This is a genomic window from Myxococcales bacterium (genome assembly GCA_016712525.1).
Classification (GTDB): domain Bacteria; phylum Myxococcota_A; class Polyangia; order Polyangiales; family Polyangiaceae; genus JAAFHV01.
In genome coordinates, this window is record JADJQX010000007.1 from 1,104,140 (window position 1) to 1,118,088 (window position 13,949).

The window sequence follows — 13,949 nt, forward strand, 5'->3', positions numbered from 1 at the left end:
AGACTAGCGAATCCGGGAGGGAGAGAAAGCGCGAGCCGGCGGGCCTCAGGCCTTTCCGGGGGAGCGGAGCCGCATGAGCCCGACGTACACGGCGCCGGACACGAACGCCCCGACGAACCAGGCGTAGTCGAAGAGGCCCTTGAGCGCCGGCACCACGGTGCCGATCCACGAGAGAACGCAGCCCGCGAGCGTGGCCACGATGGCGGGCACGCTGACGCCGCCCGGGTCCTTGCCGTACACGCCGTCGCGCCGGTAGAGGTCGGCGAGCCGTAGCTCTTTCCTCCGCACGATCCAGTAGTCGGCGATGAGGACTCCGCCGATGGAGCCGAGCCCTCCGGAGTACCCGAGGAGCCATTTGTAGATGTAGCCGTCGGGGTCCTCTTGGAGCTTCCACGGGAGCATCACGATGCCGACGAGGCCCGTGATGAGGCCGCCCGTCTTGAAGGAGATGTGCTTCGGCGAGAGGTTCGCGAAGTCGTTCGCGGGAGACACCACGTTGGCCGCGATGTTCACGCCGAGCGTCGCCACGACGACCGTGAACATGCTCACGGCGACGAGCACGCGCGACTCGAACCGCCCCACGAGATCGACCGGATCCCAGATGGCCTCGCCGTAGATCTCGTGGGAGGCGCTCGTGATGACGACGCCCATCGCGGCGAACACGGTCATGGTCGTCGGGAGGGCGACGACCTGCCCCACGGCCTGCTCGCGCTGCGAACGGCCGTACCGCGTGAAGTCGGGCATGTTGAGCGACAAGGTCGACCAGAACCCGATCATGGCCGTGACGCTCGGCACGAAGATGGCCCAGAACGAGCCGAAGGACTGGAATTTCCCCTGATCGTGCATGACGGCGCCGAGGCCCTTGGCCTTCCACACGGCCCACGCGACGAGCACCGCGGTCATGACCAGCACGTACGGCGCGGCGAGGTTCTCGACCTTTCGCACGAGCTCCATGCCCCGGTACACGATGAGGATGTTGAGGGCCCAGAAGAGCATGAACGCCACGTACTCGGTGGCCGAGTGCCCCGACACGAGCCAACGGAACGTGGAGCAAGGCTCGCCGGCCTTGCACGCGGCGGGGGCCGAGCCGAGGAGGGTCGCCCAGCCCGGGTAGAGGCTCTTGAAGAACGTGTGCAGGGCCTTTCCGCCGATCCACGCGTTGATGCCGAACCACCCGCACGCGACGAGCGCGCGCATCACGGCGGGCACGTTCGCGCCGTTCACGCCGTAGGCCGCGCGGGCGAACACGGGGAAGGGGATTCCGTATTTCGTTCCCGGGTGCGAGTTCAAGAGGATCGGCGCGAGCACGATGACGTTGCCGACCAAGATGGTGACCAGCGCCTGCCACCAGTTCATGCCCGCCTTGATGAGGCCGGCGGCGAGCATGTACGTCGGGATGCAATGGGCCATGGAGATCCACAGCGCCGCGTACGTGTAGGTCGTCCAGGTGCGCTTCGCGATCGGCGTCGGTGCGAGGTCCTCGCTGTAGAGCGAGCTGCCCTCGAGCTCGATCTCCGGAGAGATCTCGACACGTCCGTCCTCACGCACGATCTGCTCGGTGTCGGGCCCCATGGATCGCACGTCATACCACGGGCGCGCACGATTTGCGCGCCCCGTATGCATAGTAATTTCAGATATTTAGGAGGCGATCGGCGGGCACCGGTCCGTCATCGTTTGGCGGGGAGCAGGCGGGGGCCCCCGGTCGTGTCGCCCTTCATCCCACGGCGAATCTCGATGCCTCGCCCGGCCTCGTGGCCCTCGGTGTACGCCCGCGTGCGGCGCTCGCCGGCCGACCGGACATGGCGGACGTACGGGTGGCGCCGGCGGTAGTACGTGTGAAGGTCCGCGTCCTTCACCCACACGAGGCCCGCTTCCTCCTGAGCGTCGGCCTCGTGGGAGAGCTTGTCGAGCATGCCGTGCATCACGCCCGCGAGGAACCGGCGGCGGTCGGCGTCCCCGGGGATGCGGTTCTTCTGCTTGTGGGCCACCCAGAGGCGCTCGGCCGTGTGGGTGAGGTAGGCGTGGATGTACTCAGCGATCTCGAGGTTCTCGCGCGTGCCGCACACTTCGAGCACGCTCCCGCGTTTGCCTTCGAGCGGCCTGTAGACGGGGACCCAAATGCACTCGACGAAGAAGTGCTTCGCGAGCACGAGCGAGAGGACACGCTCGGCCTCGGTGACGCGGCCCGAGGGGCGCCCGAGGTGCCGGAACGTGTGCCCGCGCGCGGCGCGTGTCTTGGAGAGGTCGACGTTGTGGCGAACGAGGAGGCGCTGGGCGGCGAGCATAGCGGCCTCCGCTTCGTGCACGTTCGGGCTCTCGGCGAGGGCCAAGAGGCGCGCGATCTTCTCGCCCACGCGGTCTTTCTCGTCCTCCCCGGAGACCTCGGGTTTTCCGGACGGGCGGCCGTCGATCCCGAGGCGCTCGCATAGGGCGCGGAAGACGGGCCCGTGGGCCTCCTCGACGGCGTCGGGGCGACGCTCGGTCATGTACTGGTGGGCCATCTCGTGCTTCAGCACCTCGATGACGATGCCCCAGGGCTCGACGACGATGAGATTCCGCGCGATCTCGATCGTGCATCGCTCGGGCACCCAGCGGCCGAGGCGGGTCTCCGAGACGACGAGCACGAAGGTGGGCGTGCGGAGGGTGTCGCGGAAGAGCGTCCCGTTGAGGACCCGGTGGCTCTCGACGAGCTCACGGAGGAGCGCGGCCTCGAGGGCAGCGGAGAGATGGCTCACGGGGCACCTCCGCGCGAGGCGCGCCTGCGCCCCCCGAGGTCGGGTGGGACAGCCATGGAAATCGTCGGTCGGAGGGCCACGGGAGCTGCCGAAACCTTAGCCGCTGGCCCCACTGAAGACCATACTAGCCGCGATGCTTCCGTTCCCCGAGAGTGTGGACGTGCTCGTCGTCGGTGCGGGCCCAGCGGGCGCCGTCGCAGCCTCGATCCTCGCGCGCAAAGGCTTTCAGGTCTTGGTCGTCGAGCGCCTCGCGTTCCCGCGCCACGTCATCGGGGAGTCCCTCCTGCCGCGCTGCCTCGATCTGCTCGGCGAGGCGGGGCTCTTGGGCGCCGTCGAGCGCCGCGGCTACGAGGTCAAACACGGCGCGACGTTCGTCCGTGCGGGCAAGACCCAGCGCTTCGCCTTCCGCGACAACCTGCCCGGCGACGCGGCGTATGCGTATCAAGTCCCTCGGGACGACTTCGATCAAACGCTCGCGACGGCCGCGTTCGCTTCCGGTGCGGACGTCCGCTTCGGCGCCGGCGTTCGATCGGTGACGACGCGCGAGGAGGGGAGCGCGACCATGGCGGACGTCGTGCTGTTCGACGAGCACACCGAACGCGAGGTGAACGTCTCCGCGCGCTTCGTGCTCGACGCGAGCGGCCCCGCGCGTGTCCTCGCGAAGGCGTTCGGGCTCGAGGAGCCCTCGGACATCCTTGCGCGGACGGCCATGTACACCCACGTCGAAGGCGATCGACGTCCGAGCGACGACACCGCGGGAGACATCTTCATCACCATCCACCCGGCCGGCGCGTGGCTCTGGATCATCCCGTTTTCGAACGGGCGCACGAGCGTCGGCGTCGTGGCCGAGCCGCACCTCTTCGAGGGCAGGGGAAGCCCCGCCGAGCGGTTCTGGGAGCTCGTGCGAGGGGAGCCCGCGGCGGCCGAGAGGCTCGGTCGAGCCCGGCAGGCGCTCCCCATCCAGGTGCTCCGCGGTTGGAGCACCCGGACGCGGCGACTTTCGGGGAAGGGCTACGCGATCGCGGGAAATGCCGGTGATTTCCTCGATCCGGTCTTCTCGAGCGGCGTGATGTTCGCGCTCGAGTCGGGGAGCCTCGCCGCCCACTTGGCGGCCCGAGAGCTCGCCTCGGAGCCCGTCGACTGGGAGGTCGAGTACGAGGGGGTCCTAAAACAAGCGGTTGACGTATTTCGTGTCTTCGTCAAGGCCTGGTACACGGGCGAGCTCCCCGACCTCTTCTTCTTCGACAAAAAGCCCATGACGGCCATTCGCCACATCACGTCGATCCTCGGCGGGAACGTGCGAAACCGGAACAACCCGTTCGTGTCGAACGACGCGAGGGGCGAGCTCGATCGCATGCTCGCGGCCGTTCGTCACGAGGAGGCTCGTGCGGCGAAGGGGCGCACACGAGAGCACGAAACGACGAAGGCCACCTGAGGAGGTGGCCTTCGGGGGGAGCGGGATACCGGGTTCGAACCGGCGACATTCAGCTTGGGAAGCTGACACTCTACCAACTGAGTTAATCCCGCGGACAACCGAGACTCTACCTCGCTCCCGTGGCCGCGCGCAAGCATCACGCGCCAAAGGGCCGCGTCAAAAGGAACGGCCCGGGTGCCTTTGGACACCCGGGCCGCCGAGGTGCGGTCCCCATGTCGACCCTTACGGCCTCGCGTTGCGCGTAAGCCGGTCCGGGTGCGACCTCATGGTGGAGGACCCTCGAAGGGGTGCTCCGCTACGACGTTCGCCCCGACACAAGGGACTTCGTTGCACTCTGCATGATAATGGTACCTCCTCCGGCGTGCCGGCACCTGGAATCGCGCGAGGACGCCCGAGGGGGCGGGAGCGCACGGCCATGGTGTTTCGGTTGTTTGGGGCGTTCGCCCCGGGGGACTGCGAGGCCGCACCGATCGGTGCGGAGACCATTCTGGGACGAGCCCGCTCTCGCTTCTTTCGAGAGTAGCACTCGAATTTGCGGGCGGAAGGCCCCCACGCGCCGAATTTTCGCGCGTGCCGTCCGGGCGCACGCACCGGGTCAACGAGCGCGTTGGGCCCCGTCGACCTCGTACGTCATCGTGCACGGGAGGGTCGCGTAGTCGCCTCCGACCGCCGCGAGCTCGCCGGCGCAGTCGCCTTGGCCGACGTCGAACGCGTAGACGATCGCGCCCGTCAAGCGCTGGACCGGGTCGCCCTCGAGCTCGGCAGCGAGGGTGTCTCGGCGCACCATCGTGCACCCCGGGAATCCGCTTCGTTCGTCCTTCGGGGTGACCTGGGCCGAGGTCGTGGCTTCCATGCGCACCGAGGCTCCGTCGATCGAGCCCACGACGGGCGTCGAGCCTTGGGCCCAGTAGAGCTTGTCGCCCTCTCGCGAGAGGCGAACCTCGTAGCGAAAGGTCGGATCGGCCTTGCCGCACGTCGTCGCGACGAGCTTCCCGTTCACGATGAAGGTGCCGAGCTTTTCGCCCGGCTCGCGCACGTCTCGCGTGCCGGAGCACGCGGCGAGCGAGGCCGCGACGAGAAGGGGAAGCAGGAGGCGCAGGCCCATGGGATTCGGCTACCCAAATCGGCCGAGCTCGGGCAAGTTTCCGGCACGTGCTCTCACGAAGTGCCTACGTTCGAGCGCTCGCCGCGCGCGCATCCCTCGGGGTCGTCGTGGTGCTCGTCCTCGTCCTCGCGCTGTCGGCCGCCACCGACGAGGGCGGTCTTTCGACGCTCGTCCGCGTGGGGCGGGTCGTCCCGCTCGTCCCCGCGTGTGCGGCCCTCTCGTCGTTCGTCGTCCTTCGGGGGGCGAGGGAGCGCGGGGAGATTCGCGCGCTCGCCGCGCTCGGGATGGCCCCGAAGTCGCTCGCGCTCGTCGTGGCCGTGAGCGCGTGTGCGGTCCCGCTCGCCGTCGGGGCCGGGCTCGGAGGGGGCCTCCTCGACGTCGCCGGGTTCTTCCCTTCGCCGCCCGAGGCGCCGGCGCTCCACGTGGTCGGCGAGGCGTTCGTGTCGACCGAGCTCGGCGTGTCCATCGCGCCCGACGGGACCCTCGCCGCGTCGCCGCGCGACGTCGCGAACGAGGGGACCTCGACGAGTGGGCGGGCACCGGCACACGGAGGCGCGAGCGCCGGTCTCGCGACGGCCATCGCCAGCCTCTCCTTCGCGCTCGCGGCGGCCTTCGCCGGCTCCGGCGCCGAGGGAGCGGGTCGGCCTCTTCGCGCAAACGCCTTCGTGCTCGCGTGCGCGGCCGCGCTCGTTTTGTCCTACCAGCTCGTCGCGGCGGGCCGCGCGTTCGTCTTTCTCCCCGCCGTTCCGGCGACGCTCCTCCTCCTCTTCGAGGGCTCGCGGTATGTTCGCGCCCCATGAGAGACGTCTTCTCCCGCGCTTATCCTCGCGCTCGGTACGTCATCCTCGTCCACGGCGGAGCCGGCCTCGTCCCGGAGGCGGCGCGAGCGAGGCATGCGTCCGGGTGCCTCGCGGCGGCGCGGGCTGGCGCACGTATCCTGGAAGGTGGGGGCTCCGCGCTCGACGCCGTCTGCGCCGCTGTCACCGTCCTCGAGGACGATCCGAGCTTCAACGCCGGCCACGGCGCTTGCCTCGACGAGACCGGGCACCTCTCCCTCGACGCAGCCGTCATGGACGGAGAGACGCTCCGTGTCGGCGCGCTCGCGTGTCTGCCCCCGTACGCGAACCCCGTGCAGATCGCGCGCAAGCTCATGGAGGCCCACGGCCCGGTCCTCCTTGCCGGCGAAGGTGCCGCCAAATTCGCGAAAGAGAACGGGTTTTCGCCGATGGAGGAGAGCCGGATGGTGACCGCGGTCGCGCGCGAGCGCCTCGCCGAAGCCAAGGCCAAAGGGGTCGCTTCGGGCTTCGCAGGAGGCACCGTCGGGGCCGTCGCGTGCTCGCTCGAGGGGCACGTGGCCGCCGCCACGAGCACGGGCGGAAAGACGAACAAGGCGCTCGGCCGCATCGGAGACAGCCCGCTCGTAGGGGCCGGCACGTACGCCGACGATGGGGAGGGGGCAGCCTCCGGCACCGGAGACGGTGAGGCTTTCATCCGCCTCCTCCTCGCACGCCGCGCGACGATGGCTTTGGAGGACGAGCCGGACACGGCCGCGCGCCGGGCGATCGAAGCCCTAGGGGTTCGAACCGGCGCCCTCGGTGGCGTCATCCTCGTGTCGCCGCGCGGCGAGGCGAGCTTCGCTCGGAACACCCCCACGATGGGCTACGCCGTCGTCGGCGACGGCCTCGAAGACTCCGGCTGTTGAGGCTCGGTGTGCGTCGCACAAAAAGGAGAAGGGCGCGCTCACCTGGAGCACGCCCTTCGTACCGAAACGGAGCCGCTCAGCCCTCGGCCTTCGCCGGCGCCTCGGAGGCCTTGCGGTCCATCGCGTCTTGGAGGCCGCAGCGGACGCGGGTCGCGCGCTTGACGCGCTTCTTCTTGAGCGGCGTGGTGAGCCACTCGTGACGCTTGCGAACACCCCAAATTGCGCGATTTGCCATGACGTTTTTGAGCTCCGTGTCACGGGCGTAAGCGCCCGGGAAGATGAGGGCGGCACCGTACCTCGCACACCCACCGTGTCAAGCACGAAGCGACGGAACGCCCGTTCAAGGGCGGTCAATCCGGGATCTCGACCATGGCGACGTCGAGCACCACGGGGGCCTGGGTGGCCTCGACGCGCCGGTCGAAGGGCAAGTAGCCGGGAGCCACGACGGTCACGTGATGCACGCCGGGCGGGAGCGCCACGCCGCGGGCGCGGACCACGGCGAGGGAGCCCACCGGCACGTCGTCGACCGTGACCGAGGCGGCGTCTGGGCCCCCTCGGAGGCGCAGGCTCACCGTCGGGCTCTTGGCCGGAGGAGGACACCCGGTCGCGAGGAGCACGAGCACGGTAGCCGCAAGTCTCGTCGCACGCGTCGGCATGCGCTCACGCTACTCCCATTCGATGGTCGCCGGGGGCTTCGACGACACGTCGTAGACGACGCGGTTGATCCCCGGGACCTCGTTGATGATCCGCGACGAGAGCGTGCGGAGGAGGCCATAGGGGAGCTCGGCCCACTCGGCGGTCATCCCGTCGACCGAGGTCACCGCGCGGATCGCGCACGTTTCCTCGTAGCTCCGGAAATCGCCCATCACGCCGACCGAACGGACAGGGAGGAGCACGCAGAAGCTCTGCCAGATCACCCGCTCGAGCCCCGCCTTGCGGACCTCTTCGGTCACGATGGCGTCGGCCGCGCGCAGGGTCGCGAGGCGCTCGCGGGTGACCTCGCCGAGCACTCGAATGGCGAGGCCGGGGCCTGGGAACGGCTGACGCTCGACGAGCTCCGCGTCCATCCCGAGCTCACGCCCCGCCGCGCGAACCTCGTCCTTGAAGAGCTCTCGGAGCGGCTCGACGAGCTCGAGGTGCATCCGTTCGGGGAGCCCACCGACGTTGTGGTGGCTCTTGATCACCGCGCTCGGCCCCTTGTGGGAGACGCTCTCGATCACGTCGGGGTAGAGCGTGCCCTGCACCAAGAAGCGTGCATCTTCCACCTTTTTGGCCTCCTCCTCGAACACCTCGATGAAGACGCGGCCGATCGTCTTTCGCTTCTGCTCGGGATCGGTGATCCCGGCGAGGGCCGAGAGGAACCTCTCGCTCGCGTCGACGGCGACCACCCGGAGCTCGGGCGCGAGACGGTGGAACGTCCGCACGACGGTCTCGCGCTCGTTCTTCCGGAGGAGGCCGTTGTCGACGAAGATGCACGTGAGGCGCTCGCCGATCGCGCGCTCGCAGATCATCGCCGCGACCGAAGAGTCGACGCCGCCCGAGAGGCCGCAGATCGCCCGGGACGAGCCCACACGGGCGCGCACCGTGGCGATCGCCGAGTCGGTGAAGGACGCGGTCGTCCAGGAGCGCGTGACGTGAGCGATGTCGAAGAGGAACGCGCCGAGGATGTCCTTTCCGCACGGCGTGTGGACGACCTCGGGATGAAACTGCACGCCGTAGAGCCGACGCTCGTGGTCTCCCGCGACGCAGAAAGGAGTGTGGGGCGACGACGCGAGGGCGCGAAAACCCTCGGGGAGCGCCGCGATGCGGTCGCCGTGGGACATCCACACCGAGAGCTGCTCGCCCTTCGTGAACGGAGCGAGGATCCCCTCGGGGAGCGCGACGTCGACCTCGGCGGAGCCGTACTCACGGGCCGACGAGCCCTCGACCTTGCCGCCGAGGACGTGAGCCATCCACTGGAGGCCGTAGCAGATGCCGAGCACGGGAAGCCCGAGGTCGAAGAGGCCCCGAAACGCCTCGGGGGCGTCCTTCTCGTAGACGCTGCACGGCCCCCCCGAGAGCACGATCGCCTCCGGGGCGCGCTCGCGGAGCTTCGCCTCTCCGATGGTGCAAGGCTCGATCACACAAGGGACCCCGAGCTCACGGACACGCCGAGCGATGAGCTGGGTGTATTGCGAGCCGAAGTCGAGGACCAACACGCCGCATGTGCTCATGGCCGCGCCCTACCACGCGGGCGGCGGCGCGAGAAGGAGAAGGCCAAGGTCACCGAATCGTCACGCGTCCGTTTCCTTCGCGAGCGTGATTTCGAGGCTTGCGGCCCGTCGCTCGATGCGGGAAGGGTTCCGCATGAACGTCGCCATCCTGCGCGTCGGCCCCGTCACCGCCAAGCTCCCCGCTTACCAAACGGTAGGCTCGGCGGGCATGGACCTCCACGCGGCCCTCGAGGCCCCCGTCACCCTGCGGCCGGGGGAGCGGCGCGCCATCCCGACGGGCCTCGCGATCGCGCTGCCGCTTGGCTACGAGGCCCAGGTGAGGCCGCGCTCCGGGCTCGCGCGCGACTTCGGGATCACCGTGTTGAACGCCCCCGGCACGGTCGACAGCGACTACCGTGGCGAGATCTCGGTGGTGCTGATCAACCACGGAGAGAAGGACGTCTCGATCGAGCCCGAGACGAGGATCGCGCAGCTCGTCGTGGCGAAGGTCGAGCGCGTCGAGTGGGACCTCGTGACCGAGCTCTCCGCGACCTCCCGCGGAAGCGGAGGCTACGGGTCCACGGGGCGGTGAAGCCCTGGCCCGAAGAAACGAGATCGGAGACGCTCGAGGTATGTACCTGGTAGAGTCGACACGGACGAGGGAGCACGGACGATGAGCGACGCGGAGGTCACGGGGAAAGACGGGGAGGGAGCGACGACGTCCGATGGCGGATCCGCTGCGCCCGAGCCTGCAGAGGCCGCGCCCGCCGGACCCGCGGGGGACGACGGCGTCGAAGAGAGCCCCCTCAGCCAGCGCTTGTCGAAGGCGCCCGAGGAGGCCCCGATCTCGCTCCCGAGCGACGGCGAGCGCTACTCGGCCGCGAAGGCGAAGGTGGGCGCGCACCTCAAGGTCTACAGGCTCACGAAGCTGCTCGGTCTCGGGCCGACCACCGCGACCTACGAGGGCGTAAAGGGCCCGGGCGACGCCGGCGAGCGCGTCGTCGTGCGAATGCTCTTCGGGGACGCCGCGAAGAGCGAGCGCGCGAAGAGCCATTTCCTACGCTCGGCCTACGCCGCGAGCCGCTTCTCCCACCCTCGAACCATCCCGGTCGTGGCCGACGGGACCGACGACGACGGGGCCGTCTACACGGTTCGTCCCTATGTCGACGCGGAGCCGGTCTCGCGCTTCGTGCGTTCGAACGATCCCGACGAGCAGCGCATCCTCCGGCTCACCGAGCAGCTCCTCGACATCCTCGAGATCGCGCACGCCCACGGGATCGTGCACGGCGCGATTTCGCCGGAGAACGTGCTCGTCACGCCGCGCGGATCGTCGCGCCTCGTCGACTTCTGTGTGCCCCCCGGCCTCGGCTCGAGGAAGGACGACGAGAGCCCCCTCGCCGAGCTGCGGATCGGCCCGTACACGCCGCCCGAGAGGTGTGGCCCGTCGCACCTCTCGTCGGCGACGGAGCAAGGAGACGTGTGGTCCGCGGGAGCGATCATGTACTACGCGCTCACCGGCACCGCGCCTCGAGGCGACGCGTCGAGCCCGGCGCGCTTGGCGAGTGAGCGACCCAAGCCCATCCGCGACGTCCGCCCCGAGACGAGCGAGCACGTCGCGAACGTGATCGACCACGCGCTCGAGCCCGACCCTGCCGTCCGCTACGACAGCGCCTACGCGATGCTCGGCGACGTCCGACGGGTGCTCGCCGGCCGGAAGCCGAAGCTCGCGCAGTCGAGCGGACCCGTTCCCTCGGGCGTGCTCGCCGACAGCAGCGGAGGTCCCCCGTCGACGTTTCGCCCCCCGCCGTTCCGTGGGCCCACGTCCACGACCGGCGCCGCGGCCCGAAAGCCGTCGAGCTCACAGTGGCGCGGGAACCTGAGCCTCATCGTGCTCATCGCGGCCATCCTCGCGGCCGCCACGTACGTGATGGTGCGAGAGAAGACCGAGGAGCAGGAGCGTGGCGGGCCGGCGACCTCGCCGTCGTAACCCCGTCTCCTCCCCAGGGCGCTCGCGACCGTCGCGCGCGCTCAGAAGGGGAGGCCCACCATCACGCGGTGGGTCGACATAGCCAGGTCGCGAACGTCGATTTGGTACGCGTACGAGACCTCGAGCGGCACGATCGAGAGCGGGAACCGAAGGCGCACCTGCGGGCCGAGGAGCACACCTCCTCCCTTGTACGTCGACGTGCGCGCGGAGAGCCGTGGCGTGCAGGTCGCGCCCGCGCACCCCGGAGGATCGAGCGCGATCACGGGCTCTTTCTCGGAGCCACGGTCGATGTAGAACGTGGGCCCGGCCGCGATCGTGAGCGCCATCGTGTACTTCGAGTACGTGAAGAACGTCGCCCGGTAGCCGGCCGAGAGCTCGAAGAACCCGCGGACGCGCATGAACGAGGTGAGCTCGGACGGCGAACGAATGTCGCCGGCGAACGCGATCCCGAGGTGGGAGACGAGGGCAAAATGCCCGGCGACCACCGAGCTGCCGCCGTAGACGCCGTAGAACGCGGCGGCGCGTTCCTGGTGGGTCACGAGACCGAAGGATGGATCGTCGGGTCTCGGCAGCGCGCCCACGCCACGCCGCTCGCGACCGGCGAGCGTGACGGCATGGAGGATCGGCACGGCGAAGCCGATCCGATCGCCGAGCGTCTGCGACGCCACGCCCACGACGCGCCCGTCGCACGTGAGCATGGGCCCGCCCGAGTTTCCGGGAGCGATGAGGGCGTCGGTCTGGAGGTGGGCGCCGCTCACGGCGCTCACGATGCCTTGCGACACGCTGTACTTGAGCACCCCCTCGAAGCCTCGCTCGGACAGCGTCCCGTACGGGTGACCGAGCGCGACCACGGGCCACCCGGGCTCGACGTGCTGCCGCGGGAGGAGAGGCTCTTCGGGCTGCTCGCCCGAGAGCTCGAGGAGCGCGAGATCGTTGGCCTCGTCGACGGCGACCACCTCACCCGCCATCGCCTTGCCACTCGAGAGCACGATCCGCGCGTACCGGCTCGCCTCGACGACGTGCAGCGCCGTCAAGACATGCCGCTTCGTGTGGAACACGAAGCCCGCGCCGAGCCCACCCTCGGGGCGCTCGACCACGACGACTTTGTTCCGTGTTTCCCTATAGATACGCGCCGCGAAGGAGGGCTCGCAGGCGGGGCCGTTCCTCCCGGGCGGCGAGGGCGGGGGCGGCTTCGCTTCGGTCTTCGCCGCGACGACGGGAAGCTCGGGCGACTCGGCGAACGAGGCACCGCTTTCGGCGCGCGTCCCCACCGAGGTCCCGCTCTCCGAGGTCGGGGTGTCGGCGAGGGCCGAAGGCGCCAGGAGGGCGACGGCGGTGAGCACGCGGGACACGACCCCTCGAGGACCGCGCGCCCATGCACCCTCGGGCCGCCGGGCCCGGCCCATCATCCGCCTTGGGCGCCCTTGGTCGCGCCGCCGCCGGTGCCGATGAACCCGAGGTAGTTCTTCGCTTGCTCGACGATGGGCGACTGCGGGTAGTCCCGCACGATCGCCTCGAAGGCCTCTTTCGCCTCCGGGGGCTTCTTCATCTTGAGGTAGGTCTCGCCGAGGAGGAGCAGCGCCTCCGGCTCGAGGCCCGACCCGACGTGCCCTGCGGTGCGGCGGAGGGTGAGCTTGGTGTCGGCTGCGACCTTCGGCGGCGCCGTTCGGCTCGTGCCGCCACGCGCCTCGACGTCGCGGACCCCACGCGCGCCCCGCCCACGAGGGACCTCGCCCTCGTGCTCCGGGTCCTGCGGCACCTCGGTCTCGTCGCCCTCGGCGCCTCCGAAGTTGCGGAGCGCGTAGAGGATCCGCCCGACGGCGGCCTCGAAGTTTCCGCGGTTCAAGTAGAACCGCGCGACGTAGAGCTCGTGCCGGACCAAGCGGGCGGTCACGTCGGTCAGAAGCTCGCGGATCTTCTCGGTTTCTTTGGCCTCGGGGTAATCGGCCACGAAGCCCTTGACCTCGCGGTAGGCGTCCATGACGACGCCCTGGTCGCGCTCGTCGGCCGTGGGGAGCAAGAGCGAGTCGCTGATCTGCCGGTACTCGGCCTCGGCGATGCGCGAGCGCGCGTAGACCACCTCGGCCTGATCGGCGCGGTGGTCGTGCACGAACTGGCGGTACTGGCGAACGGCTTCGGCGAACTTGTCTTGTTCGAAGTCGATGTCGGCGAGCCGGAGCTCGGCGAGCTTCGCGTAGCGCGAGTACGAGTACTTCCGACGGACCTCGCGGAGGAGCGCCTGCGCCTCGAGCCAGTTTTTGTCGTCGAACTCGACCATCGCGGCGTCGTACGAGCGCTTTGCGTCGGCCGTGTAGTTGAGGGGCGTCTTGGACTCTTGGAGGTCGCAGCCGGCGAGCGAAACCAAGCCCACGGGCACGAGGCCGATGACCGCGCGGAAGGCCAACGCACGCGACACGGAACGCTCACTACGACCCATGAGGACCCCTTACACTACTTTTCCCCACGCCACCGCACGATCTTGCGGGCGAGCGGGGCGTCGCCTTCGTGCCCCTTGACGACCTGGCGTACGAGCAGACGCACCTTCTCGCGGAGGGCCTCGACGTCGAGCCCAGCGGGCGCGTGGGCGCTGGCGTCAAGCTCGACGGCCACGTCGCCCGAGGCCGAGACGCGGGCCACCGTGGAGAGCGTCGCTCCGGGGAGCTCGACGCGCCCCGAGTACGTGCAGGGCAATCGGTCGTCGTCACGAGGGCGCTCGAGCACCAGCCGAAAGCCCGTCTCCGGAAGGCCCCCCGTGATCATTCGCCGCCGCCGTGGTTTGCGCTCATCGCGCAT

The 13,949-nt window shown here is 69.7% G+C and carries 14 protein-coding genes and 1 tRNA gene; 5 read left to right on the plus strand and 10 right to left on the minus strand.

All coding sequences use genetic code 11. The features are described from left to right. Positions 1–45 precede the first annotated feature (45 nt). Complete coding sequence (locus tag IPK71_21880) at positions 46–1,572, minus strand: NCS1 family nucleobase:cation symporter-1 (GenBank protein ID MBK8216391.1); 1,527 nt, start codon at positions 1,570–1,572, stop codon at positions 46–48. Between the two features lie 95 nt (positions 1,573–1,667). Further along, entirely contained in the window at positions 1,668–2,735 is a 1,068-nt protein-coding gene (locus tag IPK71_21885; protein MBK8216392.1) for a DUF2786 domain-containing protein, read from the minus strand. Between the two features lie 133 nt (positions 2,736–2,868). Here IPK71_21885 and IPK71_21890 point away from each other — a divergent pair, with 133 nt between their 5' ends. Beyond that, positions 2,869–4,170: a tryptophan 7-halogenase gene (locus IPK71_21890; GenBank protein ID MBK8216393.1), complete on the plus strand. Its 1,302-nt coding sequence runs from the start codon at positions 2,869–2,871 to the stop codon at positions 4,168–4,170. Positions 4,171–4,189: 19 nt separating this feature from the next. On the opposite strand, the gene IPK71_21895 is transcribed toward IPK71_21890, so the two are convergent. Then, a tRNA-Gly gene (locus IPK71_21895) sits at positions 4,190–4,262 on the minus strand. A gap of 503 nt (positions 4,263–4,765) precedes the next feature. Beyond that, positions 4,766–5,275: a hypothetical protein gene (locus IPK71_21900; GenBank protein ID MBK8216394.1), complete on the minus strand. Its 510-nt coding sequence runs from the start codon at positions 5,273–5,275 to the stop codon at positions 4,766–4,768. 47 nt (positions 5,276–5,322) lie between these two features. Between IPK71_21900 and IPK71_21905 the strand changes: the two genes are divergently transcribed. Next, positions 5,323–6,075, plus strand: a complete 753-nt coding sequence (locus IPK71_21905) for a hypothetical protein (GenBank protein ID MBK8216395.1) — start codon at positions 5,323–5,325, stop codon at positions 6,073–6,075. Continuing rightward, entirely contained in the window at positions 6,072–6,977 is a 906-nt protein-coding gene (locus IPK71_21910) for an isoaspartyl peptidase/L-asparaginase (protein ID MBK8216396.1), read from the plus strand. Before IPK71_21905 ends, IPK71_21910 begins: the two co-directional genes overlap by 4 nt. Before the next feature lie 76 nt (positions 6,978–7,053). On the opposite strand, the gene IPK71_21915 is transcribed toward IPK71_21910, so the two are convergent. From IPK71_21915 to guaA, 3 genes are all read right to left on the minus strand, one after another. Further along, the gene (locus IPK71_21915; GenBank protein MBK8216397.1) at positions 7,054–7,212 is read right to left on the minus strand and encodes a hypothetical protein; all 159 of its coding nucleotides are present in this window, start codon (positions 7,210–7,212) and stop codon (positions 7,054–7,056) included. Positions 7,213–7,327: 115 nt separating this feature from the next. Beyond that, the gene (locus IPK71_21920) at positions 7,328–7,633 is read right to left on the minus strand and encodes a PEGA domain-containing protein (protein MBK8216398.1); all 306 of its coding nucleotides are present in this window, start codon (positions 7,631–7,633) and stop codon (positions 7,328–7,330) included. 9 nt (positions 7,634–7,642) lie between these two features. Further along, positions 7,643–9,190: a glutamine-hydrolyzing GMP synthase gene (guaA, locus tag IPK71_21925; protein MBK8216399.1), complete on the minus strand. Its 1,548-nt coding sequence runs from the start codon at positions 9,188–9,190 to the stop codon at positions 7,643–7,645. Positions 9,191–9,305: 115 nt separating this feature from the next. Here guaA and dut point away from each other — a divergent pair, with 115 nt between their 5' ends. Beyond that, positions 9,306–9,761 carry a dUTP diphosphatase gene (gene dut, locus IPK71_21930; GenBank protein ID MBK8216400.1) on the plus strand — a complete coding sequence of 152 codons (456 nt, stop codon included), beginning with the start codon at positions 9,306–9,308 and terminating at the stop codon, positions 9,759–9,761. Positions 9,762–9,842: 81 nt separating this feature from the next. Further along, on the plus strand, positions 9,843–11,156 hold the full coding sequence (locus IPK71_21935) for a serine/threonine protein kinase (GenBank protein MBK8216401.1): 1,314 nt from the start codon (positions 9,843–9,845) through the stop codon (positions 11,154–11,156). A 41-nt stretch (positions 11,157–11,197) separates the two neighbouring features. Here IPK71_21935 and IPK71_21940 read toward each other — a convergent pair whose 3' ends face one another. The 3 genes from IPK71_21940 to IPK71_21950 form a co-directional block, all read right to left on the minus strand. Beyond that, on the minus strand, positions 11,198–12,508 hold the full coding sequence (locus tag IPK71_21940; protein MBK8216402.1) for a trypsin-like peptidase domain-containing protein: 1,311 nt from the start codon (positions 12,506–12,508) through the stop codon (positions 11,198–11,200). Positions 12,509–12,561: 53 nt separating this feature from the next. Next, positions 12,562–13,050, minus strand: a complete 489-nt coding sequence (locus IPK71_21945; GenBank protein MBK8216403.1) for a tetratricopeptide repeat protein — start codon at positions 13,048–13,050, stop codon at positions 12,562–12,564. 557 nt (positions 13,051–13,607) lie between these two features. After that, positions 13,608–13,949, minus strand: coding sequence for a hypothetical protein (locus IPK71_21950; protein MBK8216404.1), 342 nt, complete (start codon positions 13,947–13,949; stop codon positions 13,608–13,610).